Raw genomic sequence first — 24527 nt, forward strand, 5'->3', positions numbered from 1 at the left:
CTGACAGCTCAGAATAAAAAGGTGATAAAAAGAAGGACTTTGGATTTGAGTCTTTTCAAAGTGGCTACCAGCGTGTTCTTAACGGTTTGTTCTGATATACGGAGCATTTGTGCGATCTCACCATTTTTCATGTGCTGAACCCGGCTCAGCTGATATATCTGTCGCATCCTGTCAGGGAGTCCCCCGACCTCCTGTTCGATCCTGTTTTTCATTTCCCGGTATTCCAGAATTTCATGGGATTTATCCATCCGGTCTTCCAGCTCAACCACCGACAAGGGCAGTAAGATGCCTTTTTTGGCTTTCTGATGCACGATCTTGATGATTCCGTATTTCAGTGCTGTAAAAAGATAGGGAGCAATAGAGTCCTGTACTTCGATGGAATGGCGGTTTCTCCATAAACTGATGAAAATTTCCTGGACGACATCTTCTGCATCTTCCTCGTTATTCAGTTTTCTGAAAGCACTCTTGAACAGGTCCTCCCAATAACGCTCATACAACATCTTAAAAGCCAACTGCTCATCAGCGCTTTTAAGGAGAGCTTTATCGGTTAAAAACACAGTCATCGGAAGCAATCAGTTTAGAAACAAAAATATAATTTTTCCAGACCTGGCATAATTTACAAGTAACATTGGTGATGCTATTTATTAACATGAAGTAGAAGACGGGAAGTTAATGGTTGAAAGTTACCGTTTGAGCTGGCTGGAGTGTTTACTGGTGGAAAAATTAGTTATAAAATCTGAATTAAAATTGTGAGTTGCTCTTCAATGGTCCGTCAGGCCCGACCGATTTCAAAATGTTCTTACCGACGAGAGACATTTGCCTTGGATGCTGTTTTACAGAGCCGTTAGGCCCGATGATCTTATAACGGCGGATTTCAATCCGCCGGAGTGAGCAGCCTGTCACTTAAAAGAGCCGTCAGGCATGACCGATTTCAAAGTGTTCTTACCGACGAAAACATTTGCCTTGGATGCTGTTTTACAGAGCCGTTAGGCCCGATGATCTTATAACGGCGGATTTCAATCCGCCGGAACAAGCAGACTGTCACTTACAAGAGCCGTCAGGCCCGACCAATTTTAAAGCATTCTTACCGAAGAAACAAAATGTCGCACCCTCAATTATGCGCTTTCAACTTTTAACCTTAAATTTTAAACTGTCTATCTTAGCACACTATGCGTAAGCTTTTTAAATACGTATCGGTTATCCTAGTCATCATTTTGCTGCTCGCATTTGCTGTGGCACCATTTACGATTTTCCCGGTGATTAGTGGATATGGCGCAAAGAACATGTGTTCGGCTGTTTTTCTGCAACATCGCGACCCCGCCGATGTTGTTCGCGAAGATTTTTTCTTCCCGATCTCCCTGGGGAATTTTAAGGTGGATATGAAAGACTCCTCAGTGACCGGTACGGTATGGGGACTTTCAAAGCGAAAAGCCATTTTCAGATGCAATATCGGAAGTACACTGATCAACGACATTCCTGAAGCGACAGTGAGAAAGCAACAGTTCACTCTGGCGCAACCATCATCAAAAAATACAGATTCTCTCTACTGGCCAATGGGGGATAAGTTACGCGATAGCCTACCCGAAGAAATCAACAAAGCAGAACTCGATAAAGTTGTAGCTTCTGTTTTGAATGAAAAAAACAAAGATGGTAAACCGCTCTATACAAAAGCGGTGCTGGTGGTTTATGATGGACAAATCGTTGCAGAAGCATATGGACCCGGTTTTAACAGCAAATCAGTTCACCTCGGCTGGTCGATGGCAAAAACGGTTACAGCGGCGATAACGGGTATACTTGTCAAACAGGGAAAATTGAAAGTTGATGAGCCTGCGCCGGTGGCTGCCTGGAAGGACACAGATAAATCATCGATCACCATAAAAAATCTGTTGCAGCAGACCAGTGGGCTTGATTTTTCAGAAGTGTATTTCAGACCCAGTAGTGCGAATACTATGCTGTGGAGCAAAGGTGATATGGCTGCATATACGGAGTCATTGTCACTCGGTCATCCCCCCGGTACTGTGTTTAATTACTCCAGTGGTAATGTGAATGTGATGAGCCGGATCATCAGGGATATATTAGGCGATGATTATTATGCCTTCCCAAGGCGTGAGTTGTTTAATAAAATCAATGCCGGTAGTTTTTTAATTGAACCTGATGCGTCTGGTACATTGGTTGGTTCTTCATTTGTATATGCGAGTGCGCGTGACTATGCGCGGTTCGGATTGTTGTATTACAATCACGGCAACTGGAACGGCGAACAGATTTTACCAGACTATTGGGTGAAGGAAAGTATACAACCTTCCTCCGCAGATCCGCGCCAACGTTATGGCTATTTCACCTGGTTGAATGGAAAGGACGAAAACCTGTCCGGCAAATGGTTTCCTGATGCACCTGCAGATATGTATTTCGCAAACGGATTTGCTGGGCAGGACATATTCATCATTCCATCAGAAAAATTGATATTGGTAAGACTTGGCATGCGCCAGATTGATAATAATGCATTTATTCGTGATGTGATTAAAACGATCAGGAAGAGAAATTGAGTTTATTACCAATGATTACAAAAGACGAGATTGAAAGTTTTATTCATGATGGCTATGTGAAAATCGAGAACGCATTTTCAAAAGATTTTGCTGCTGAAGCCCGGCGTATTCTGTGGAAAGCAACTGGTTGTGATCCTGATGATCCATCCACCTGGACAAAGCCGGTTATACGTCTGGGTTATTTTACGGAAAAGCCTTTTCAGGTGGCAGCAAACTCACCAAAACTTATCGAAGCATATGATCAACTGACAGGAGCTGGCAGGTGGATTCCAAGAGATAGTGTCGGCAGTTTTCCTGTTCGTTTTCCTTCTGACGAAGATCCCAGGGATTCGGGCTGGCATATCGATGCGAGTTTTCCCGGTGATGATCCACAGGATTATATGAACTACCGTGTGAATATTTTTTCAAGAGGTCGCGGATTATTAATGCTTTTTCTTTTTTCTGATGTCGGTCATGATGATGCTCCCACAAAGATGCGTAACGGATCACATCTTCAGGCGGCCAGACTCCTGGAACTCTATGGAGAAACGGGATTGTCTTTTATCGAATTAAGTGAAACCGTTGCGAATGCGACGGCATCAGCTGAAGAAGTAGTTGCAACAGGAGAAGCAGGAACTGTGTACTTATGTCATCCTTTTGTTGTTCATGCTGCCCAGCCACATCGCGGCAAAAATCCGCGTTTTCTGGCGCAGCCTCCCTTGCACATCAAAGAAGATTTGCAATTGCTGAGGGAAGACAGTGATTATTCCCCGGTCGAGATTGCCATCAGGAATGCAATTTCGAGTCGATCCTAAAAAAGATGACATACGGGTTGCCTGAAACCGTTTATTCAATGTTATTTGCGAAACAAAACTATGGAATACAGAATAGAAAATATAAAAGGCAGGACGCTCGCAGGCATGAACAGGCAAATGAGTTTTGCGGAAGACCAGACAGCAATCTTATGGAGAAGTTTTATGCCGCGCAGAAAAGAGATAGTGAATGCTATTGGTTCAGATCTGTATTCACTCCAGGTGTACCCTGAAGGTTTTTTTGATGAGTTTTCCCCGCTGGAAACATTCACTAAATGGGCGGCAGTCGAAATACCGGAGAGGAATAAAGTTCCGGATGGTATGGAAACTATGCAATTGCCTGCAGGACTTTACGCTGTTTTTACCTATAGAGGGCCTTCCGGGAAAGGGGCTGAAGCATTTGAATACATATTTACAAAATGGCTGCCGGATTCTGGTTATCAATTGGATGACCGTCCTTATTTCGAATTGCTGGGAGAAAAATATAAAAACAACGATCCTGAATCTGAAGAAGAAATCTTTATCCCTGTTCGTCCTGCTGGTACTTCAACTTTTTAATTTTTTATAAAGCTAATCTGCTTACTTTCTCCATTTTTGAATTTTACAATGGCGATGTAGGAGCCACCGGCAAATCCTTTTGTTGAGATGCTGACTGAATTGATACCGGCCGTTAATATTACTGCTTTTCGAATCATTGTTTTGCCTTCCATGTTTACAACAGCAATTTCAGCGCTTTCATTTTCAGGAATACTAATTTTCAACATACCCTGATCATGCACGGGATTTGGTAACAACTGAAACGAAAATCGTTCTGCGACAGGCGGTATAATTTCCCGCTTAAAGATATCCGGAGTACTCAATGTAAAATATCCTGGCACAATTAAATTGATCATTTCAAGGGAATTGTCGGAGGGATTTCTTGTAGAATAACCACGACGCATCCATACTTTTCCTGAGTCAATGCTATTGTACAACTGAAGATTTGTTTCGGTCAGGGTATTCATTTCGCGGTCAAGATAATTGAACCTGATTTTTGCTCTGAAAACAGTTCCTTTCGAGGGTATGATATTGTAATACCGGTTGATGCTCCTGCCCAGGGTTTTACTATACTGTACCTGGTGTCCTCTTGTAATAGTGGTTGTACCGAGAGAAAACACCGGTGTGATTTGTAATCCTATATTACCAGGATTCACGGTTTGCCCTGCAAGTAACTGAACAGTAATTTCAACCTTTCCACCCAGGGTTCCTGTGATGCCGGCGAGGTTTGATTCACCTGTAATTACTGCATTTTTATCAAGTATAATCGTTTGTTTGTTGAGTTCAATGTTGCCTTGTATAAATTGTAATTCCTGAAGAATAGTTATCGGTTGTGCCAATTGAACTTTGCCATCAGCTTTATTAATGATGATTCTGTTTACTATCCATTTGCCACTTCCATTAATTGTTGATATCGCATTGGTTCCTGTAAAACTTACCGTTGCCGAATCTAAGTTGATGATGCCTCTGTTTATAATGCCGCCATTGTCAATCGCCAAAGAAATATTGCCATAAGCATTTAATCTCGCTCCCGGAGATATATTTATGCTTTGTGCAATGCATCGATTCGCAACAGGCGATAATGTTCCTGCAATTAATAAAAGAAAGCTGAACATAAAAAAAATCGATTTCTTTTTCATGCCCGGTCATTATTCAAAATACCCGAATGAAATCTTTCCCGTGCGACGAATTTCGCCCTGGTGTTTTCCCGGAATCCCGATCACGTAGTGACCATTGACAACCGCAGTGGAGTATCCAAAAAACACGCTGATCCCCTCATTAAATAATATCGATTCATCGTCCAGAAGTACACGATAAAGACGGAAAATACCCGAAGCCTGTTCTTTTTTATATACCAATACTTTGCCCTGTACTCCGGGAATGGAAATCGAACCTAACGTCGGAGTGATTCTTCCTCCAGGAACACTGATAAGCAGAAAATTGTCGTCGTGGTTTACACAAAGCCCAAATAAACTATTCGATGCTATCCCCTGTGAATTACTGCTATATATCGTTTGAACAAACTGCCATCGGTTACTGATATTTCTAAAGTAAACAGTTACAGCTTCTGTTGAACCAGCTGAGTAAGGAGCCCAGGGTGCGCCGACAACAAGTGTGTTGTTCTTTATCGAAAGAGATGTTCCGAATCCCGATCTGGCAATATTCCCTGCAAGCCTTTCCTGTAGTGCCCAGGATGTTCCATTAAATGCATAGACATAGGCGGCACCTGCTCCTTCCAGATTAAGCGTTGTGTTCTTTTTACCAGGTGCTCCGACAACCATATAATCACCATGGGCTTCTATACATTCGCCGAACTTGTCTAAGAATTGAAGGTCTTTATAAACGAGTGTCTGACTGATCGTCCACCTGGTGTTTTGTAAATTGTAGATCTCAGCTATCCCACTCTCTCTTGCTGTAACAGAACTTGAGTACTTAGGTGTACCAGCAAACACAAAAGGTATCCCCCCGGTTGTGGTGGTTATCGCAACCGAAGTTCCGAATTGCTCATCAATCGCAGGTTTAGCTCTTGTTATTGCCGTTTGCTGAGACCATGAATCACCTTTCCCGAAATTAAAGACATAGATTTTGCCTGCATTGTTGATGCCCGGCAGGTCAAATGCCGGAGCCCCTACTACAAAATAATTGTCATTGATCGCAACACTCCAGCCAAAGCTGGCATTGGATTGAGGATCAGCGGCAGTTATTTTTGAAACAAAACTCCATCCATCAATCGTTTTTTTGTACAGATACACCACGCCGCCGACTTCGTTGCCCGGAGCTCCTACCAATGCATATTTTTCGTTCATTGCAACATTGGCTCCTGCAAAATTGCCCGCGGTTTTATTGAGGCTGTCGTTAACAGGAACCTGGATGGCCTCATAAGTTGTCGAATTTGCTGTGGCACTTAATCTCACCCATTGGCTTCCATCAAAAAGGAAAAGTGATTTAATATCGGTATCAAAAACAATAACACCTGCTGCTGGCGCAGGTATCGCTTTACGTTGGGCTGTACTCATACGTGGAGGAAGAAATCCTTTCGTGGAAGATTGCAGATCAAGCACTGCAGAATTGTGTGGCGCATTAGTGGATCCGATGGTAATACCCTGGCTCCAGCCCGAAATATGAACCAACAATAGTCCTCCTAAAAGGATTGTACCTATGAATTTCATACCTGTATTTATTAGTTATCCTGAAAGACAGAGAACGATGTTGAACAGAGCAGGATTAATACGTTTTGTGTCAGGGGGAAGCTCAGATTGGAAATGGAGGAAAGTACTTTTGTAAATATATGAAAATTGCTTTAAAACAGAATTTCCATGGAACGGTAAAGTGAAATCAGCCAACGGTGAACTCAGGCATAGTGGGGCAAAAATCTTAATGTAAATAGCAGTATGGATTTTTTGTTAATGCTTCGGTATTATAATTCCTGTAACATTTGATTTGTTAGTTTTAGTTTCCTGACTTGTTGATATGTCGTTTCAACCCTACTTTTCTAATCCCTTACCAAAGCATTTCGCTAAAATCCTCTGATCCGAATTCTTACAGGCTCGCGTGGTAGCGCGTTTTTTATGAAATCATATCGTATGCGTTATAACTATGCACGGATTTTGGCTTTCCTGATCTCTTTCTTCTCTGTTACCACTGTGCTCGCACAGAAGAATATCGTATTGACTGAAGATCTTGCTAAAAATTCGGAAGAATGGAAAGTGAAAATGGGAACACAGATGCCGGGAAAGCTTTTCAAAATGCACTTCTCTGATTACAGCGTTATATCCAGCAAAACAGGTTGGACTACTACAACCACCCATGGTAATTTATTCAACACGGAAACCGAATCAAAAACCAAACAGAAGTTTTCATTCCGTTTCGCAGGAAAATCAACAGATACAGCAAACGTCAATGCTGCTGTTAATATCAGCACCTCAGTAATACGTGCATTGCCCATGTTCCCCATCGTTGACTGGATCATTGATTCAGAAAATGCCAGGAGCTTGTTTGCTACCATTGTTATTAACCAGGACACTGCCAGCATCTGGGCAATGTATTTGCAAATAACCAGCAAGGCGGGGCAGCCGATGCAAAGCAATGGAGTATTATATAGTGCGGGGAGGAGAATTAATTTTTCACCGATCAATTCCAACCGCCATGGGACTGATACGAGATCAATGCCTGCTGAAGGCTACGAGTTTACAGAAAATGATAGAGCAGTTGGTGCCGTCCAGTATTATGGTGGTGGCCTGATGGGTATGAATAAAAATATCGTCTGGATACACAATAGCCTAGATGCGAAAACCAAACTTACAATTGCCTCTGCAATGACCGCTATCCTTGAATCGATCTATACAAATATTCCAACCGAATAATTTCAACCCCTACTTCATGAATAAATTAAAATTTATCAAAGACGAAGGGTCCGTCTTTTATAAAGAACTCACAGCCGAAATTGATCGATATTTTCTTGAAAAGGGAATTGAAAAGTCCGGCAATAGAAAAATGATTTTTAAGATATGCATGTACTTCAGCCTGGTGATTATTTTTTATAGCCTGATGATGACCAGTACTGACAAAGCTGCATTCTTCATTTTCTATCTTTTCATGGGATTTTTTGTGTTGCTTACAGCGTTTAATGTATCTCATGATGCTGCACATGGAGTAGCAGTAAAAAGTAAATACTGGAATAGAATATTGTTTTCGATCAGTTTTAATCTGCAGGGCAATAACGCTTATGTGTGGGGAAAAAATCACAACGAATCACATCACCTGTATACCAATATTGAAGGCAGCGATATCGATGTACTTAATAATCCTTTGTTTCGAATGACCGAAACCCAGCAGTTGAAATGGTTTCATCGGTATCAACATCTGTATGCGCCCTTTTTATACCTTTTGTATTCGCTCAATTGGTTTTTGTTTCGCGAAACATTGATGTTATTTAATTACTCCAGCCGTACGATAAAGATTGCCATCCCGAAAAAAGAAATTGTCAAACTGATTGCATTCAAATTTATTTATATCGGGTATATGATCGTGCTTCCGGCAATTGTATTACCGTTCGGATGGGGAACAGTACTGCTCGCGTTTCTCCTGAATCATTTTATGGTATCCTGGATATTTGTCGGCGTACTTGGTGTGTCACATTTATCCGATTATGTGTCGCATCCCGTTCCGGATAAAGAAAATCAGTTAAACATGAGCTGGCCTAAACTGCAGATGCTAACCTCTGTTGACTACAATGCCTCCAGTGTGTTCTTCAACTGGACGTTGGGAGGATTTAATGCACACGCACTTCATCACCTGTTGCCCAATATATCTCATGTACACTACCTGGACATTCTGCCGATTTTCAGATCACTGGCTAAGAAACATGGAATCGTCTATATGGAAATGAGTTATTCAGAATCATTGAAATCTCATTTTCGATTTCTGAAAGCCATGGGGTCAAAACAATATATTCAACCCATTTCATTTGCGGGATAAACATATTCATATTGCGGAAGACAGTGCACTTCTCAAGCTCCTTTACAAAAAAGTAGAGGGGAGCATTGTTCCTGATAAAGCAAAATTTACCAGGCAATTGCTGGTGAAGTTTATTTTTTATTTCGGAGCAATGATCGCGGGGTACCGGGCAATCGTTGTTACAAAATCCACCTCGTTATTTCTTCTGGCTTTTGTTTTTTATGGATTTGCTGTATTGCTTTTTGCATTTAATTTTTCTCATGATTTTTCACACAATACTATTTTCCGGAACAAAAAATTAAATCATTTCTGTTTTGTTCTGATCTATGCAATAATCGGTGCGCATGGCGAAGCGTGGAAGCAAAGACATATTCAATCCCATCATTATGCCCCCAATGTGCAGGATTATGATTCTGATCTGAATATTACTACGTTGATTCGCGTAATTCCAGGCAGCAAATATTATTGGTTTCATCGTTTTCAACATTGGTATGCACCATTTGCCTATATGACATATTCATTGTACTGGATTTTTATCAAGGACATTGTGATTCTTTATTCGAAAGATGATTTTGTGAAAGGGAAAAACTTTGGGTACCATTTTTCGTTCTGGATACAGAAAATATTTTATGTTGTTCTCATTCTTGTAATTCCGATTCTTTACTCGCAACAGGAGTGGTACTTTGTGCTTGTAGGTTTTTTACTGATGCATCTTTTGCAGTCAATCTTTCTCCTGTTTACTTTTTTCATGACGCATCATGTTGAGTCTACTGCATATCCGTCAACAGATAAAAACGGATACATAAACGCGTCGTGGCTAATGAATCAGGTGAAGAGTTCAAACGACATGCATCCGTTCAGCAAAACAGCCAACTTTATCCTGGGTGGGTTCAATAATCATATAGCCCATCACCTTTTTCCTCAATACCATCATGTATACTATCCTGAGTTAAATAAAATACTTTACAAGACCCTCAGGGATCACAAGATTATTCCCAATCAAACCAGCTATTGGGGCGGCATAGTCTCTCATTTGCGACTATTAAAAAGAATGAGCAGGCCGGAAGCTGCATGATATAATATTACGGAGGTTTTTTATTTTTCTAACTTTAAGGAAGCGGCATTGTTTGTCGTTTTGTTTTTAATTTTAATATTGAAGATGGCGACAAAAACCAAACCGGCAAATGTGGATGCCTATATTTCTTCCTTTCCTGTCGAAGTGCAGGAAAAATTAATGCAAGTCAGAAGGATTGTGCAAGAAGCAGTACCTGATGCAGAAGAGACGATCAAGTATGAAATGCCCACTTATGTACTGCATGGGAATCTTGTATATTTTGCAGCTTATAAAAAACATATTGGCTTTTATGGCGTTCCGTCCGGAGATCCGGAACTCGTAAAAGCTTTGAAGGTGTATAAACAAGGCAGGGGATCAATTCAATTCCCGTTGGATGAACCAATGCCGCTGAAGCTTATTTCGCGAATTGTCAAACAACGCGTGAAAGAGAATCAATCGAAAGCAAAAGAAATATCAAGATAGCGATAGTTGAATTTCCGATGAGGTTTGAAGAAGTATTTAGAGAGACATTGGCGCCGGTTACGCCAGGTGAGAACGTTATTTCAGAAATGTGGGCTGAAATAGTAACTGCATATTCTTCCAGTGAAAGACGCTATCATAATCTTAAACATCTTGATCAGCTGATATCGCATCTTATTGAGTCAAAACTCATATCCGGGACTGGACTGCTGTCGTATCTGCGGTTGCGTGGCATGATGTGGTGTATAACACATCGAAATCGGATAACGAGGAAAAGAGTGCGGAGTATGCAGGCAGGATGTTGAAGCAGACTTCACTTTCAGAAGATCAGAGACAAAAGTGTGTCCACCTGATCCTGGCTACAAAAAAGCACGAGCCTGATCCGGATGAGGATACCAACCTTTTCACTGATGCTGATCTTGCGATATTGGGAGCAGATGAAGATGCATACCTTCATTATGCAGTGCAAATACGAGAAGAATACCGACAATATCCGGATTTCTTATACAAGCCAGGCCGGAAGAAGGTGCTGAAACATTTCCAGGAGATGAAATCCATTTTTAAAACGACTTATTTCAGCAACAGGTTTGAAAAAAGCGCAAGAAGAAATATCGCCGTTGAATTCGCATCACTTAGATAAGTTATAGAAAAAATTACTCTGCGCAGGCCATATTTCCCGCAGATCACAGATCGAATACACGTTGATTCCGCAGATATTATGTCTGCGTTCTTCTGTATGCATTAAAACAATGTCCATCTGCGGAAAAAAGTGAATGGCAAAGCAAAACCAACTGGTTGATTGCAACTGTCAATAAAATTATTAATTAGTTTTAGAATGATGTCTGTTTATAATTTCGCTTAGCACTTGAATATATAAGCTGCCCGCACAATACTGCAGGGACACGCTGTATCCTGAAAACTATAAACTGTCTGTTCATGACAAACTGCCTGCCGGCAGGCAGGCTGAAAACCAACAACTATGTTCGCAACGAACCCTCATTCTACAGAGACCCAAATGCTAATCCGCAAACCTGCAGAAGAAGTTTACAATGCCTTTGTTGATCCTGCTGTGACAACCAAATTCTGGTTTACAAAAAGTACAGGAAGATTGGAATTAAATAAAGCAGTTGAATGGACCTGGGAGATGTATGGAGCTTCGGCTGGAGTAGTCGCAAAATACATGGAACCGGGAAAGCGATTGGTTTTTGAATGGGGAGAACCAGCAAGAACGGTAAACATAGATTTTTCAGCTCAGCCGGATAGCACAACCTATGTCGTGATTACAGAAAGCGGTTATACGGAGACGGGAGATGAGCTCATCCGGGTGATCAAGGACTCGACAGGAGGTTTTACAACAGTGTTGGATGCCATGAAAGCATGGCTGGAACATGGATTGATGCTCAACCTGGTAGGAGATAAGTTCTTAAAGTAACCGGGTATATTGATACGGTTGCTTCCAGCACACAGGTGAAAAGCTTATATTTAGAGATAACCCTCCCGCATGCGTAAATGCTTCCTGTCCCTTGTGTTCATTTTATCATTGTTATTTGTTCGTGGTCAATATTCGGCAAAAAATATGTCGTCGGGTGGTGCATTGCATCCCCTGCAGGCAAATATGGATATCCGGCATTATACATTGGCTTTGCATGTTGAACCCGATAGCCAGACCATTCGTGGTTATTGCAGTATTGAAATGCGCTTGGAAAAGCCCGCTGATACGATTTTGATCGACCTCGCTCCGTTTTATACCATTACTTCATTAACGGTAAATGATAACCGATCTGAATATCACGTAAAAAGTGACCGGATATTTATTGTGAGACCTGGAGGATTTAATTCCGGTAAGAACATTGTTCGTGTCGACTATCATGGAAAACCTCCAATCGCAGAGCACCCTCCATGGGAAGGCGGTTTTACGTGGAAAAAAGATAAATCCGGCAATCCATGGATTGTAATTAACTGTCAGATGCAGGGAGGTAAAATATATTTTCCCTGCAAGGATCATCCATCCGATGAACCAAATGATGGAGTGGATCTGTACATCACTGTTCCGAAAGGCTTGTCTGTAGCAGGCCCGGGGATGCTTGCTGCTGTAAAACGTGCTACACCTGAAACTTCCACATGGCATTGGAAAACGCTGTATCCGATCAGTAACTATTGTGTCTTGTTCAATATCGGCAAGTACAAAGTGTACAAAAGAAACTATACCACGATCGAGGGCAACACTGTACCGATGGAATATTACATACTTGAAGAAGATACTGCTCATGCGAAACAGGTACTGGATATGCGTGCGAGAGATACCAGGATACTGGAAAAGTATTTTGGTGAATATCCCTGGGTAAAAGAAAAAATAGGCATAGCCGAAGTTCCTAACCCCGGAATGGAACACCAGACCATGATCACTTACGCCAATGATTTTAAGGTCGATACGATCAATGGCCAATTGTACAGCGCGAATTTGTATCACGAATTTGGTCATGAGTGGTGGGCGAATAAAGTCACGAACAGGGATTGGGCACATATGTGGATACAGGAGGGAATTAATACTTACGCTGAATCACTTTTCTTTCTTGAAATGGGGGGTGAGAGAGCATACGATTCCTCAATAGGATTAAATAAAAAGTATATCGACAACGAAACGCCCATTGTTCCGGGAGAGGTGGCAGATACGCGCGCAGTATACAATGGAGATATCTATTCAAAGGGTGCCTATTTCATGCATTCGCTTCGTTTTATGCTGGGTGACAGCGTGTTTTTCCCTGCATTGAAAAAACTCGCCACAGATCCCGCATTTACTTATAACAATAATATCATTACCGATGATGTGGAGAAGCATTTCAGTAAAGCGGCACAGAAAAATCTGAAGCCTTTCTTCGATCAGTTTTTAAGAACAACGAACCTGTTTGAATTTACGATAACAAAACTATCTGCAAATCAATACCAGATCGAAGCTGTAAATATCCCCATGGAGATACCGCTGGAAATCAGCACATCAAACGGAATTCAGAAGATCAATTGCACCGCCGGGAAATTTAGTATCGCAAGCAATGATTTTCCTGTAATTGATCCTCGCGCATGGTACCTGAAAAAGGTGAGAAGTGAGAAGTGAGAGAGCAAATACCGTGTACAGAATGCGGAATACAGAATACAGGAAGAAAAATCGAAACTGAAAACCGGTTGTTCGTAGAGACGCGATGCATCGCGTCTCTACGAACAACGAACAACGAACAACGAACAACGAACAACGAACAACGAACAACGAACAACGAACAACGAACAACTTCTATGAACCTTAAACTGTGAACCTATGAACTGTTTTTCCACCGTATTTTTGCCAGATGACCATCTATACCGACCGCCTGGAACTGCGTCCCACTAATGAAAATGATCTTGATATTTTTTTCACGCTGATCACCAATCCTTATGTGAGAAAATATCTTCTTGATGATGAAATACTAAATATGGACCAGGTAAAGGATTTCCTGGATATCAGTATCAATCAATTCAACAGTTCCCATTACGGATTATGGTTGATCGAATCCCGCGAGACGCATCATGCAATGGGTTTTACGGGACTCTGGCAATTTTTTGATGAAGGCCAACCGCAGCTGCTATATGCTCTGTTACCCCAATATACCGGGTACGGATTCGCAATCGAAGCGGCTTCCGCAATTGTCAATTATGTTTTTACAGAACTGAAATTTGAGCAGTTGATCGCAAGTTGCGATGAACCCAATCAGTCATCACAGAGATTGGCAGAAAAGCTGGGAATGACGCGTGATAAAATAGCGGACAGAAAAGACAAACGTTTATATTATTACCGGCTCAACAAAGAGGAATTTCTTAAAAGATGATTTGGGTTGATCCTGTGAAACGATTGTTAATCATATTACTCCTTTTCCTTGCCCGGTCAGTGCAGTCGCAGCAAAAAGATCTGAATGCAGATTTTGTCGTTGAAGTGGAAAACAAAGGCGCAAAATCTGTCGGGCTGCAGTTCAAAGACTATAGCTATAAAATCCCCGCAGGTCACACGAAAGTTATTAAACGAAGAATTGCGGATAAAGATCGACGATTTGTAGTTTTTATTATCCTGCCTGATAGTTCTGCACGCAATGGTTACCGCCAACAGCTGGTCAGGATTTTTTCAGATAGTCCGATGATACGAAAGATTACCATTGATACTCAAAGCAAAGTACGGTACAACGCTGATCCCGGAGAGGAATTGGTTTTTCAGTATCATTCAGCTCTTACGAGATCCAATTTCTGGAAATTGACAGATAGTGTGATCACCGCAAATCCTGCAAATGCAGGAAGTGCGGAAATTATTATGAGTCAGCTCTGTAACGCCGGCTATCCTTTGGACAGAATCGAAAGCAATTTTGAAAAACTGGATCAAAACATCCGGAAATCGTCTACCGGCAAATCGATTGCGGGATATATTTCCAGCAGAAGAAATTTCATGGTCGGCGCTCCCGTGGCCAATTTTTCTTTGAAGGATTCGACAGGGAAACTGACACAACTGACAGACGTGAAATCTGAATACGTGCTGCTTGATTTCTGGTTCTCGTCATGCAAGCCCTGCATCGAATCTTTCCCCCGATTAAAAGAATTGTATTCAGCAGTCGATCGCAACAGGTTAGAAATTGTTGGACTTTCAGTAGATGCGAAATCAAAAGAATGGAAAGCAGCGATTTCCAAATATAATCTTCCGTGGATCAACCTGCACGATTATGCGGAGTCAATCGCATTTTTCACTTTTGCTATAGAGCATTTTCCCTCACAAATTCTTATAAATGCTCAAAGAAAAATTATCAGTATCAATCCCAGCCTGGAAGAACTCAGCAGGATAGTATCAAAACCTGAGTGATTTTTTCAGCCCGCTCCACCGGTAGTGGCAATATTTCAATCTCTTGAATTATCTTTCACTAAAGACCAGATTTTTAGTTTATGGAATTTCAGAGAACAGATTCTGATAACGAAAATTTTATCGCATTGGTAAGATTGCTCGATGCTGATCTTGCCGAAAAGGATGGCGCTGATCATTCTTTTTATGCGCAGTTTAACAAGATTGACAAGATTAAACATGTAATCGTAGGCTTCTACGGCGATTATGCCGTGGCATGCGGTGCGTTCAAACCATTCGATGAAGATTCGGTTGAAGTAAAAAGGATGTACACGCGCGAAGAATTTCGTGGAAAAGGGATCGCTTCAATGTTATTAAAAAACCTGGAAACCTGGGCCGCAGAATTGGGTTACAGCAAAGCTGTACTCGAGACAGGGAAACGGCAACCGGATGCAATCCGATTGTACGGGAATAACGGATACCAGCTCATTCCGAACTATGGCCAGTATGTTGGAATCCAGAATAGTGTCTGTTTTGAAAAGAAATTAAGTTTTTAATTCATCAATTTAAATTCCACTACAGTTGTCTCCCTGGATTGATTATGATACCACACTAAATGGCGAATTTATTGTCCTTTCGCCTTTGATGCCATATCATTTTGAAGATCTGATTTTGCTTGCAAATGATTCCCGTATTTGGGAACATTATGTTTATGATGGTACAAATCCCGAAAAGATGCAATCAACTCTTGATTCAGCCTTGAAGGATAAAGAAAACGGTACTCAGTTTCCTTTTGTAATTATTGATAAGGCGACCAGCAGAATTGTTGGATCTACGCGATTTATGGATATAGTTTCTGCGCATAGGAAACTGGAGATTGGGTCTACATGGCTGCATCCGGACCACTGGGCGAAAGTTGTTAATCTTGAAGCAAAACTTCTTTTGCTGACACATTGTTTTGAACATCTCAAAACGCTTCGGGTTCAACTGAAGACGGATGAAAGAAATATACGTTCGCGAAAAGCAATAGAAAAAATAGGCGGTGTTTTTGAAGGGATACTACGTAATGATATGCTTCGCGATAACGGTACGCATCGGAATTCTGCCTATTACAGCTTCATCGATACAGAATGGCCGGCAAAGAAAAAAGCGCTGCAGGAACTGTATGATGCAAAAAAAACTTCACTACATTGATCCCGGACCGATTATTGCAGGTTTGCCATACATTTTATAGATTTAAAATCAAATTCTGAGAGACATGGCAAAAATCACCACATTAATTGCAGCCTTCGTTTTTATTTGCATTTTCAACTCTTTCGGACAGGACAATTCGGATAAGGTTTCTGAAACTTTCAAATCATATATCACTGCACAGAATGAGCATGATCTTGCTACGCTGGATAAACTTTTTGTTCAGTCGCCGGATTTCCTGATGATCTATGCCAATAAAGAACATTGGGGAACACAGGATGCGATAGAAGCTGCGGAAGTGTTGCACAAGGCAGCGCTCGTTTTGGAGCCTGCATATGATCAGATGAAACTGATCATGATCAATGACCAGTCTGCACAGATTTTTGTTCCTGCTTTGTATACATTAAAAGAAAGCGGACGCACTGTAAAGAAAAACATGATGCTGAACATGACACTTGGCCTGAAAGGAGAGGAGTGGAAAATATTTTCAATACTTAGTATTTCGACAACAGCGCGCAAATAGATCATGTAGAAGCCAGTCGGATTGTTTCTGAGGAATCAAAATCCCCGATCAACCAAATCGGGTCATTCATTTTTGATGTTGAGGTAAGTGTTAAAAATGCACCTGTACCTTTTCTTTTTTTCGGACATATTTAAGGTATGATCGTCAGAAAGGGCACATTATATAATTAGAAAATTCCAAATTATGGGCCGTCCAAATACGCCGGAATTTAAATGAACGAATGTTATCAGATTAAATCAGCCGGGGAACTATCTGAAAAGGAAATTGAACGGATAGTCGATGCATGGTCGATTCCTGAATACAATGATCTTACTAAAGTTGATTTTGCAGAGCGCTTTTCTTATTCTGAATTTCATCTGTTGTATTATGGTGATTCAATATCAGCTCTTGCGAGGATTAATTTTGATTTTGAATTAGAAATGGAGGGGGTCAAATACAAATTTGCCGAATTGGTGGGTCTTGTTGCAGTAGAAAAACAGAAGGGTCGGGGCACTCAGCTGGTAAAACTGATCATGCAAAATATGGTTGAAAGAAATATCCAGGCTATAGGATTTTGTGAAAAATCGCTTAGGGGTTTTTATATACGATGTGAGCTCCGGATTTTTGAGGGTAAGGCCAAATATCTTCTTGAATATGTTGAAAGCAAATGGATTCCTTCTACAGATGATGATATTCTTGAAATAAATCTTTCTTCGGCAAATAGACTTTTATTTGAAAGCCTTAACCAGAATAATCCGGCTTTTTTGTACCTGGCTTAAGATGATGATGTACAGCTCATCTGACCGGGTGACGGTGACTTCACAGACGTGGATGTTTGAAAATTCTGGATTTTCGATTATCACGATTCTAAAGATATTTGACTTTAATTTATTTTAACTTCAGCAACTGATCACCGATCATCATCCATGTAAAAAAGGACTTATGAAAGAAAATCCTTCTTCTCCCATCGAGATTCCTTCATCCGAATTCAAAAAAATGGGCTATGCTCTTGTGGACCAGGTAGCTGATCTTTTTGAACAGATTCGTGAGCGACCTGTAACCACCGGAGAAGACTCTAAAGCAATCAGGAACGTACTTGGTACTGATTCGCTGCCTGAAAATGGAGCTGCTCCTGCAGAAATATTAGGCAAAGCATCAGATTTGCTGATCAATCATTCTCTTTTTAATGGACATCCGAAGTTCATGGGCTATATAACTTCGTCACCAGCGCCATTAGGAGCTTTAGCGGATTTGCTGGCCTCTGCAGTTAATGCAAATGTCGGTGCGCAGATACTGAGTCCGGTGGCAACACAGGTTGAAAAACAAACGATCCGATGGCTTTCGGAGTTTATCGGGCTTTCACCGGACTATGGAGGTATCCTGGTAAGTGGAGGTAATATGGCCAACTTTACCGGATTTCTGGCGGGGCTTACTGCAAAAGCAGGTACGGCATATCGTGAGTATGGATTTTCTCAGAAGGAACATGCGCAGCTGGTTTATTGTTCAAAGGCAACACATACCTGGGTGGAAAAAGCCGCCATTCTTTTTGGACTTGGTTCAAAGGCAGTAAAATGGATCGCAACTGACGAAAACAATGCAATCGACGTCAGTGCATTGGTGAAGGAAATTGAGGCTGATCTTGCTGCAGGTCATAAACCGTTGATGGTAATAGGAACTGCCGGTGATGTGAGTACAGGTGCACTGGATGATTTTTCACTGCTGGCTTCTGTTGCCGGTAAGTATGATTTGTGGTTTCATATTGACGGTGCCTATGGGATACCCGCTGCAGTCTTACCGGAATTGAAAGTTTTGTTTACGGGAATAGAAAAAGCGGATTCACTTGCGCTCGATCCGCACAAATGGTTGTATAGCCCGCTGGAAGCGGGTTGTACACTGGTGAAAAATCCAAAACACCTCACGGATACTTTCAGTACTCATCCGGTGTATTATAATTTCAGTCATGGTGATACTAACCCTGTACATAATTTCTATGAATATGGATTGCAGAATTCCAGGGGATTTCGCGCATTGAAAGTATGGCTCGTATTGCAACAGCTGGGGAGAAGAGGCTATGAAGAATTGATTCGAAAAGATATTGAGTTATCGAAGTATATGTACAATTGTGCTGAAGCCCATCCTGAGCTCCAAGCCATGTCACAACATCTCAGTATTGCCACATTCAGGTTTGTTCCTGGAGGTGCTGCCGAAAATAATGAACTACTAAATAAGCTCAATGAAGATCTGTTGAATGAGTTGCAGGCGGGTGGTGAGTTGTTTCTCTCCAATGCGGTGATCAGGGGTTGCTATAGTTTGCGCGCATGCATTGTAAATTTCAGAACAACAGAAAAAGATATTGATGAAATGATGAGTATTATTTTGAAAAGGGGAAGGGCTTTGTTTGCGAACATGCAGGCCGCAGGCAGTGCTCTGCCTGCCGGACAGGCAGGGCAACAACCAGCAGGTATTACACGGTGAGTTTTTATTCTTTCTGTTCCCGGTTTCTGTTTTACAGGCAGGAGATTGGAGGCAGGAGATTCGGTAGGTGGAATGTAGTATCAAACAAACGGGTGCAGGTTCTTACTGCATAGTGTATTCTGTATTCTTTGTTTTCTCTGTTTCAATATTTATGAAAATCGACAAATCATACTTCCAGCAAGCCTATCGTTTTTTTAACAGGCGCGATATTGATTCGTTATTAGCCATGATGGCAGAAGATGTTGACTGGCCCAACGGATGGGAAGGTGGCTATGTACATGGGCCCGGTGAAATACGCGACTATTGGACAAGGCAATGGAGTGAAATAGATCCACATGTGGAACCGCTGGAGGTGGAAGAGCTTCCTGATGGCAGGTATTCAGTTCTCGTACAGCAGACGGTAAAAGATCTTGCGGGAAAGGTAATGTTTGACCAGCAGATCAGGCATGTGTATACTTTAAAGGATGGAATGATTGCCTTGATGGAAATCCTGCCCGTGTAGTTGAAAATTCTGGATTTTATCGATATTAACTTCGACACAAGTAGAGATAATTGCCTATTTCATTACTTCAACAACAAGTACATTGGAATTATCCGGAAAATTTTTCAGGATACCCGTCCAAAAAATAGAAGCAGGATTGTTATTGGTATGAGTAATCATTTCAATAATGTTTAAATAGAATTTTATGCAGGAATTTATGTTGATTTTCAGGCACGAAAATGCATCCGGAAAAGTATCTCCTGAACAGATGCAGGAATGGATGAAACAAACCATGGACTGGATTGGCGGCATTGCAGCGCAGAATAAATTTGTATCCGGAACGGGATTGCTTTTTGATGATGCAAAGGTTGTGCATCACAGTAAAAAAGTAACGAATGGCCCTTTTGGTGAAATCAAAGAGACGCTCGGAGGATATATCATCGTGAAAGCTGAATCCGCCGATGAAGCGGCAGAGTTTGCAAAAGGTTCTCCGATTTTGCAGGGCGAAGGCAATACTATTGAAGTAAGAAAGATTGCGAAAGACGACGGTGTGCATTGATAATTGGGAGGCAGGAGTCCGGAGGCAGGAAAAAACAGCCAAAGATCAGTCGGGGTAAATTGCAGAGACGCCATGCATGGCGTCTCGAAAAAAACAAACAGGTAGCCGCAGCGGATACATTATTGCAGAGATAACTGTCTCTGCAATTTTTCGTTCGTGCTTTTAAAACGAACAACGAATAACGAACAACGAACAACGAATAACGAAACAGCAACAGCCCGGAAACAACAAAATGACTGCACCCGTTCTGACAGCCGACAACTGAAAACCGACAACTCAATGGATCTCATCCCACATCTGTTTCGTACTGAATCCGGAAAAATCACTACCGTATTGTGCCGGCTTTTTGGTATGGAATATATGGAACTGGCAGAAGATATCACATCTGATACTTTTCTGACTGCGATGGAAACATGGCCATACCAGGGTGTGCCGCCGAATCCAACAGCATGGCTCTATACAGTTGCAAAAAATAAAGCGATCAATCATTTCACAAGAGATAAAATTTTCAGAGAAAAAATTCTTCCCACCATTCACGCAAACAAAAATTCAGAAGTTGAATTCAATATCGATTTTACGGGTGATCATATCAAAGACAGTCAGCTGCGGATGTTATTTGCGGTTTGTAATCCTGTAATTCCTTCCGAGTCTCAGATAGCCCTTGCGCTGCGGATACTTTGTGGTTTCGGAATTGATGAAATTGCAAATGCATTTCTCACAAACAGGGAACTGATATATAAACGAATTTTCCGGGCGAAAGAAAAGCTGCGCGAAGAAAATATCATTATTGATGAATGGCCTGTATCCGGAATCAGCGAAAGAACCACATCTGTTCTGCATACGCTTTATCTTCTTTTTAATGAAGGTTATTATTCTGAATCTGATGAACAAATAATAAGAGAAGACCTTTGCTTTGAGGCAATGCGTTTGCTGCACCTGCTGATTGATAATGAGAAAACTAATACTGCGGAAGCAAATGCGCTGATGGCGTTGATGTGTTTTCATACTTCACGCTTTGCAGCAAGAAAAGATGCAGCAGGAAATATGGTGCTCTACGCGGACCAGGATGAAAGTCTCTGGAACCAGGAACTGATTGCTAAAGGTGTTTTTTATTTTCAGCAATCCTCCGGTGGTGATCGTTTATCCCCATTTCATTTCGAAGCTGCAATTGCCTGTTGGCATACTAACAAGACAGATTCCAGAGAAAAATGGGAGAGCATACTTGATCTTTACAATCGCTTGCTGAAGATGAAGTATTCGCCGGTGGCTGCACTCAATCGCAGCTATGCTATTTTCAAACTCCGCGGCGCGGAGCAAGCGATCATGGAAACAGAAAAACTCAAGCTCGATACAAATCAATACTATTTTTTATTGCTTGGTGAACTTTACAGGGATATTGACCGTGACACTTCAATACACCATTTCAAAAAAGCTATTTCACTTGCTAAAACAGACGCGGAGAAGAAGAGCATTCAGAGAAGAGTTGAAAGTTGAATAAAAGTTGAAAGTGAGAGCATGCGGATGCAACCATCAATTCTGAATGCATACAGCCAATTTATCTTATTTGGTTTTATACTTTTGCTCAGGCTAACTTATAACTTACCACCTGAAAACCTATAACCAATTACTTGAGCTGGTCTTTACACCTTCAACTTGCCAACGTCACTTCAATTCCCTTCCTCAACGTATTATGTATCTCAGCCATCCGGTCTGTTTGCGTTATGAGTTCCGCGACAAGGGACGGTTCGAGATCAGAATCTACAGTAACCTGGTAGGTAATTTTTGAAGCAGGTTCACCATCAGTTCCGAAAACACTTTCGCAGTTGACTTGAACTCCGTTGATGGTCAGGTTTCTTTTCGCAGCTTCCCGATAGATATCATTACAATAACAGGTGGCAAGCGATAACATCAGCAACTCTGCACCGTTAATTGCAGATCCGAATCCGCCGGGCTTTGACGCGATCTGAAGCGTTTTTTGATTTTCGTTGGTTTCAACGGTAACATCGTGACTGTTGTACTTGTTGTGGATTTTTGCACTGACCCGCATAGCGATATTTTATTGGCGCAAATCTAGGAATTCATCGGCTGAGGGAGAAACTGAAAACAGAAAGAATAATGAATACAGGAAACTGAAAATTAAAAACTGGAAGAAAGTGATGGGCGTCGTTCCTTTGTATTTGTTGCCTGCTGCCCTGCAAAGAACAGAATACAAAATACATGAGGCAGTAATAATTTGCAATTGCACGCTTGGAACTATAAACTGTAAACTACAACTCCTGCAATAAAACTTTCTTTTGCCGGAAAGCCTCGGGGGCTCAAAGGTTGCTCAAAGATCTTCTTCGGGCAACCTTCCCGTCTTTGAGCCTTAGTGGGTAATCCAGGTATGATCTATGTTATTTTTTAAACAAACAGTAATGTGGCGCTAACAATGACACTGCCTGACAACTAATTTTCCTGTCTGAAAACAGAAACCAGAGGACAGAAGCAGAAAACAGAAATTCTCACCATGGTATATCTGCTTTCCGCTGCCCTCCGGAGATTAAGAAATATAGTAAAGACTATCTTCGCCCCGTGAATTTACCCGCCGAACTCATCTCATCACTGACTGGTTTACCAGGGTTCGATCCCGTTTCATTTGAAGCCGTTCATAACAATCATACACAGGTAAATTCGATCAGATTGAATCCTTCGAAATGTCCGACGCTTTCTGTTCCTGCATCTTGTTTATATCAGATAGAACAAAGCTATTGGAAATTATCTGCCAGACCTATTCCTTGGAATTCAAACGGTTGGTACCTGAGCGAGAGACCATTATATACACTCGATCCTCTTTTACACAGCGGTGGTTATTATGTACAGGAAGCATCCAGCATGTTTATCAGTTATGCAATTCAGCAATTGTTGAAGGGAAGAGATTCTCTCAAGGCACTTGATCTGTGTGCCGCGCCCGGAGGTAAAACAACTTTACTTGCATCGGAGGCGTGTTTTAGTCTTGTCGTTGCTAATGAGGTGATTTCATCCCGCGTGAATATTCTTTATGAGAACGTTGTAAAATGGGGTGAATCGCATGTATTGGTGAGCCGGAATGACCCTTCTGCTTTTGGTGACCTTCATCAGTATTTTGATGTAATGCTGGTAGATGCGCCTTGCAGCGGAAGTGGTTTATTTCGCCGCGATCCCGATGCGATGGAGGAGTGGTCTGTTCAGCAGGTCGGTTATTGTAGTACCAGACAGCGACGCATACTCGAAGATGCATTGCCTTCCCTCAAATCCGGTGGCTTACTGATTTATTCTACCTGTTCTTATTCGAAGGAAGAAAACGAAGACATTGTGGATTGGCTTTGCGAAACACATGCTTTTATAACGGAATCTTTTAGCGTTCCTTCGGAATGGGGCGTTGTTGAAACCTTATCTCCTAAAGCGGGAGCCAAAGGATTTCGTTTTTATCCCGACAAAGTTGCCGGCGAAGGATTGTTCATTTGTTGCCTGAGAAAGCCGGAAACAAAGAGCGTTATGGGGTGGCGATCGCAGAAAATTCCTGCGGCACCGATAAATATTAAAGAAATTGTAAAAACAAAAATCACTGATGATTCTTTTGTTTTTGTAAATAAGGATGAGCTGGCTTTTGCTGTCCCGGCCGGACTGGAAGAAGAGCTGGGAATCATTGTTTCCCATCTTCAATTGAGAAAGTCAGGGGTATTGCTGGGTTCCGTTATCCGCAATGAATTGATTCCGGATCACGAGCTGGCACTTAGTAACCTTCTGAATCAGGGTATTGCGTCAGTTGAACTTGACCGTGAGCAGTCTATTCGTTTTCTCAGGAAGGAGAATTTGGATAGCAGCGGATTTCCGAAAGGGTGGGTACTGGCTCGTTTTGGTTCAAGACCATTGGGATGGATGAAAGTACTACCTAACCGAGCCAATAATTATTACCCCGCTGCGTGGCGAATAACCACCTCCAAACAGATTGACAATGAGTAAGATCGGTTGTTGTTTTTCCAAAAATTGTTTTGAAAACACGCTTGGTGCCAGGTTTGGTAATCATCTGATTAATGTCGTATTTTTAACACCTGAAAGTAATATCCAACGGCGGCAACTCGCCGGAAAATGAG

At 41.6% G+C, this 24527-nt stretch carries 25 protein-coding genes; 21 read left to right on the top strand and 4 right to left on the bottom strand.

Going from position 1 to position 24527, the window contains the following annotated elements; translation table 11 throughout:
* Window positions 1-8: 8 nt before the first annotated feature.
* Window positions 9-563 carry an RNA polymerase sigma factor gene (locus tag P2W82_RS19885; RefSeq protein WP_336517684.1) on the bottom strand — a complete coding sequence of 185 codons (555 nt, stop codon included), beginning with the start codon at window positions 561-563 and terminating at the stop codon, window positions 9-11.
* Between the two features lie 606 nt (window positions 564-1169).
* Here P2W82_RS19885 and P2W82_RS19890 point away from each other — a divergent pair.
* The 3 genes from P2W82_RS19890 to P2W82_RS19900 are packed head-to-tail and all read left to right on the top strand — an operon-like array spanning window position 1170 to window position 3892.
* Entirely contained in the window at window positions 1170-2543 is a 1374-nt protein-coding gene (locus P2W82_RS19890) for a serine hydrolase domain-containing protein (protein ID WP_336517685.1), read from the top strand.
* A gap of 11 nt (window positions 2544-2554) precedes the next feature.
* Complete coding sequence (locus tag P2W82_RS19895) at window positions 2555-3337, top strand: phytanoyl-CoA dioxygenase family protein (RefSeq protein WP_336517686.1); 783 nt, start codon at window positions 2555-2557, stop codon at window positions 3335-3337.
* Window positions 3338-3397: 60 nt separating this feature from the next.
* Window positions 3398-3892, top strand: a complete 495-nt coding sequence (locus tag P2W82_RS19900; protein ID WP_336517687.1) for a GyrI-like domain-containing protein — start codon at window positions 3398-3400, stop codon at window positions 3890-3892.
* Here P2W82_RS19900 and P2W82_RS19905 read toward each other — a convergent pair.
* Together P2W82_RS19905 and P2W82_RS19910 are read right to left on the bottom strand one after the other, a co-directional pair.
* On the bottom strand, window positions 3889-5010 hold the full coding sequence (locus P2W82_RS19905; protein WP_336517688.1) for a T9SS type A sorting domain-containing protein: 1122 nt from the start codon (window positions 5008-5010) through the stop codon (window positions 3889-3891). The genes P2W82_RS19900 and P2W82_RS19905 overlap by 4 nt on opposite strands.
* Window positions 5011-5019: 9 nt before the next feature.
* A complete protein-coding gene (locus tag P2W82_RS19910) occupies window positions 5020-6540 on the bottom strand; it encodes a hypothetical protein (protein WP_336517689.1) in 1521 nt (506 codons plus the stop codon).
* Between the two features lie 414 nt (window positions 6541-6954).
* On the opposite strand from P2W82_RS19910, the gene P2W82_RS19915 reads away from it, so the two are divergent.
* The 17 genes from P2W82_RS19915 to P2W82_RS19995 all read left to right on the top strand — a co-directional run bounded on the left by P2W82_RS19915 (window position 6955) and on the right by P2W82_RS19995 (window position 21909).
* Window positions 6955-7734 carry a hypothetical protein gene (locus P2W82_RS19915; protein WP_336517690.1) on the top strand — a complete coding sequence of 260 codons (780 nt, stop codon included), beginning with the start codon at window positions 6955-6957 and terminating at the stop codon, window positions 7732-7734.
* 16 nt (window positions 7735-7750) lie between these two features.
* The gene (locus tag P2W82_RS19920) at window positions 7751-8848 is read left to right on the top strand and encodes a fatty acid desaturase family protein (RefSeq protein WP_336517691.1); all 1098 of its coding nucleotides are present in this window, start codon (window positions 7751-7753) and stop codon (window positions 8846-8848) included.
* Window positions 8838-9902 carry a fatty acid desaturase family protein gene (locus P2W82_RS19925; RefSeq protein WP_336517692.1) on the top strand — a complete coding sequence of 355 codons (1065 nt, stop codon included), beginning with the start codon at window positions 8838-8840 and terminating at the stop codon, window positions 9900-9902. Before P2W82_RS19920 ends, P2W82_RS19925 begins: the two co-directional genes overlap by 11 nt.
* An 84-nt stretch (window positions 9903-9986) precedes the next feature.
* The gene (locus tag P2W82_RS19930) at window positions 9987-10364 is read left to right on the top strand and encodes an iron chaperone (protein ID WP_336517693.1); all 378 of its coding nucleotides are present in this window, start codon (window positions 9987-9989) and stop codon (window positions 10362-10364) included.
* Between the two features lie 295 nt (window positions 10365-10659).
* On the top strand, window positions 10660-11001 hold the full coding sequence (locus tag P2W82_RS19935) for an HD domain-containing protein (RefSeq protein WP_336517694.1): 342 nt from the start codon (window positions 10660-10662) through the stop codon (window positions 10999-11001).
* 339 nt (window positions 11002-11340) lie between these two features.
* The gene (locus P2W82_RS19940; protein ID WP_336517695.1) at window positions 11341-11793 is read left to right on the top strand and encodes an SRPBCC family protein; all 453 of its coding nucleotides are present in this window, start codon (window positions 11341-11343) and stop codon (window positions 11791-11793) included.
* Window positions 11794-11862: 69 nt separating this feature from the next.
* Window positions 11863-13473 (top strand): M1 family metallopeptidase, encoded by a 1611-nt coding sequence (locus P2W82_RS19945; protein ID WP_336517696.1) that lies wholly within the window; start codon window positions 11863-11865, stop codon window positions 13471-13473.
* 229 nt (window positions 13474-13702) lie between these two features.
* Window positions 13703-14218: a GNAT family N-acetyltransferase gene (locus P2W82_RS19950; RefSeq protein WP_336517697.1), complete on the top strand. Its 516-nt coding sequence runs from the start codon at window positions 13703-13705 to the stop codon at window positions 14216-14218.
* On the top strand, window positions 14215-15231 hold the full coding sequence (locus P2W82_RS19955) for a thioredoxin-like domain-containing protein (RefSeq protein WP_336517698.1): 1017 nt from the start codon (window positions 14215-14217) through the stop codon (window positions 15229-15231). Before P2W82_RS19950 ends, P2W82_RS19955 begins: the two co-directional genes overlap by 4 nt.
* 80 nt (window positions 15232-15311) lie before the next feature.
* Window positions 15312-15764: a GNAT family N-acetyltransferase gene (locus P2W82_RS19960; protein ID WP_336517699.1), complete on the top strand. Its 453-nt coding sequence runs from the start codon at window positions 15312-15314 to the stop codon at window positions 15762-15764.
* A gap of 25 nt (window positions 15765-15789) precedes the next feature.
* On the top strand, window positions 15790-16401 hold the full coding sequence (locus P2W82_RS19965; protein ID WP_336517700.1) for a GNAT family N-acetyltransferase: 612 nt from the start codon (window positions 15790-15792) through the stop codon (window positions 16399-16401).
* Window positions 16402-16465: 64 nt separating this feature from the next.
* A complete protein-coding gene (locus P2W82_RS19970; RefSeq protein WP_336517701.1) occupies window positions 16466-16921 on the top strand; it encodes a nuclear transport factor 2 family protein in 456 nt (151 codons plus the stop codon).
* 212 nt (window positions 16922-17133) lie between these two features.
* The gene (locus P2W82_RS19975; RefSeq protein ID WP_336517702.1) at window positions 17134-17679 is read left to right on the top strand and encodes a hypothetical protein; all 546 of its coding nucleotides are present in this window, start codon (window positions 17134-17136) and stop codon (window positions 17677-17679) included.
* A gap of 163 nt (window positions 17680-17842) precedes the next feature.
* A complete protein-coding gene (locus P2W82_RS19980) occupies window positions 17843-19375 on the top strand; it encodes a pyridoxal phosphate-dependent decarboxylase family protein (protein ID WP_336517703.1) in 1533 nt (510 codons plus the stop codon).
* Between the two features lie 151 nt (window positions 19376-19526).
* Entirely contained in the window at window positions 19527-19877 is a 351-nt protein-coding gene (locus P2W82_RS19985; RefSeq protein ID WP_336517704.1) for a nuclear transport factor 2 family protein, read from the top strand.
* A 184-nt stretch (window positions 19878-20061) separates the two neighbouring features.
* Entirely contained in the window at window positions 20062-20415 is a 354-nt protein-coding gene (locus P2W82_RS19990) for a YciI family protein (RefSeq protein WP_336517705.1), read from the top strand.
* A 279-nt stretch (window positions 20416-20694) separates the two neighbouring features.
* Window positions 20695-21909 carry an RNA polymerase sigma factor gene (locus tag P2W82_RS19995; protein WP_336517706.1) on the top strand — a complete coding sequence of 405 codons (1215 nt, stop codon included), beginning with the start codon at window positions 20695-20697 and terminating at the stop codon, window positions 21907-21909.
* 154 nt (window positions 21910-22063) lie between these two features.
* Here P2W82_RS19995 and P2W82_RS20000 read toward each other — a convergent pair whose 3' ends face one another.
* A complete protein-coding gene (locus P2W82_RS20000) occupies window positions 22064-22462 on the bottom strand; it encodes an OsmC family protein (RefSeq protein WP_336517707.1) in 399 nt (132 codons plus the stop codon).
* A 524-nt stretch (window positions 22463-22986) separates the two neighbouring features.
* Here P2W82_RS20000 and P2W82_RS20005 point away from each other — a divergent pair.
* A complete protein-coding gene (locus P2W82_RS20005; RefSeq protein WP_336517708.1) occupies window positions 22987-24396 on the top strand; it encodes a methyltransferase RsmF C-terminal domain-like protein in 1410 nt (469 codons plus the stop codon).
* Window positions 24397-24527 lie beyond the last annotated feature (131 nt).

The sequence above is a fragment of the Pollutibacter soli genome (assembly GCA_029269725.1).
Classification (GTDB): domain Bacteria; phylum Bacteroidota; class Bacteroidia; order Chitinophagales; family Chitinophagaceae; genus Pollutibacter; species Pollutibacter soli.

Excerpts from the sequence above, each read along its gene's own strand:
- P2W82_RS19885 (WP_336517684.1), bottom strand. The coding sequence starts at position 563 with ATGACTGTGTTTTTAACCGATAAAGCTCTCCTTAAAAGCGCTGATGAG.
- P2W82_RS19890 (WP_336517685.1), top strand. The coding sequence starts at position 1,170 with ATGCGTAAGCTTTTTAAATACGTATCGGTTATCCTAGTCATCATTTTG.
- P2W82_RS19895 (WP_336517686.1), top strand. The coding sequence starts at position 2,555 with ATGATTACAAAAGACGAGATTGAAAGTTTTATTCATGATGGCTATGTG.
- P2W82_RS19900 (WP_336517687.1), top strand. The coding sequence starts at position 3,398 with ATGGAATACAGAATAGAAAATATAAAAGGCAGGACGCTCGCAGGCATG.
- P2W82_RS19905 (WP_336517688.1), bottom strand. The coding sequence starts at position 5,010 with ATGAAAAAGAAATCGATTTTTTTTATGTTCAGCTTTCTTTTATTAATT.
- P2W82_RS19910 (WP_336517689.1), bottom strand. The coding sequence starts at position 6,540 with ATGAAATTCATAGGTACAATCCTTTTAGGAGGACTATTGTTGGTTCAT.
- P2W82_RS19915 (WP_336517690.1), top strand. The coding sequence starts at position 6,955 with ATGCGTTATAACTATGCACGGATTTTGGCTTTCCTGATCTCTTTCTTC.
- P2W82_RS19920 (WP_336517691.1), top strand. The coding sequence starts at position 7,751 with ATGAATAAATTAAAATTTATCAAAGACGAAGGGTCCGTCTTTTATAAA.
- P2W82_RS19930 (WP_336517693.1), top strand. The coding sequence starts at position 9,987 with ATGGCGACAAAAACCAAACCGGCAAATGTGGATGCCTATATTTCTTCC.
- P2W82_RS19935 (WP_336517694.1), top strand. The coding sequence starts at position 10,660 with ATGTTGAAGCAGACTTCACTTTCAGAAGATCAGAGACAAAAGTGTGTC.
- P2W82_RS19940 (WP_336517695.1), top strand. The coding sequence starts at position 11,341 with ATGTTCGCAACGAACCCTCATTCTACAGAGACCCAAATGCTAATCCGC.
- P2W82_RS19945 (WP_336517696.1), top strand. The coding sequence starts at position 11,863 with ATGCGTAAATGCTTCCTGTCCCTTGTGTTCATTTTATCATTGTTATTT.
- P2W82_RS19950 (WP_336517697.1), top strand. The coding sequence starts at position 13,703 with ATGACCATCTATACCGACCGCCTGGAACTGCGTCCCACTAATGAAAAT.
- P2W82_RS19955 (WP_336517698.1), top strand. The coding sequence starts at position 14,215 with ATGATTTGGGTTGATCCTGTGAAACGATTGTTAATCATATTACTCCTT.
- P2W82_RS19960 (WP_336517699.1), top strand. The coding sequence starts at position 15,312 with ATGGAATTTCAGAGAACAGATTCTGATAACGAAAATTTTATCGCATTG.
- P2W82_RS19970 (WP_336517701.1), top strand. The coding sequence starts at position 16,466 with ATGGCAAAAATCACCACATTAATTGCAGCCTTCGTTTTTATTTGCATT.
- P2W82_RS19975 (WP_336517702.1), top strand. The coding sequence starts at position 17,134 with ATGAACGAATGTTATCAGATTAAATCAGCCGGGGAACTATCTGAAAAG.
- P2W82_RS19980 (WP_336517703.1), top strand. The coding sequence starts at position 17,843 with ATGAAAGAAAATCCTTCTTCTCCCATCGAGATTCCTTCATCCGAATTC.
- P2W82_RS19985 (WP_336517704.1), top strand. The coding sequence starts at position 19,527 with ATGAAAATCGACAAATCATACTTCCAGCAAGCCTATCGTTTTTTTAAC.
- P2W82_RS19990 (WP_336517705.1), top strand. The coding sequence starts at position 20,062 with ATGCAGGAATTTATGTTGATTTTCAGGCACGAAAATGCATCCGGAAAA.
- P2W82_RS19995 (WP_336517706.1), top strand. The coding sequence starts at position 20,695 with ATGGATCTCATCCCACATCTGTTTCGTACTGAATCCGGAAAAATCACT.
- P2W82_RS20000 (WP_336517707.1), bottom strand. The coding sequence starts at position 22,462 with ATGCGGGTCAGTGCAAAAATCCACAACAAGTACAACAGTCACGATGTT.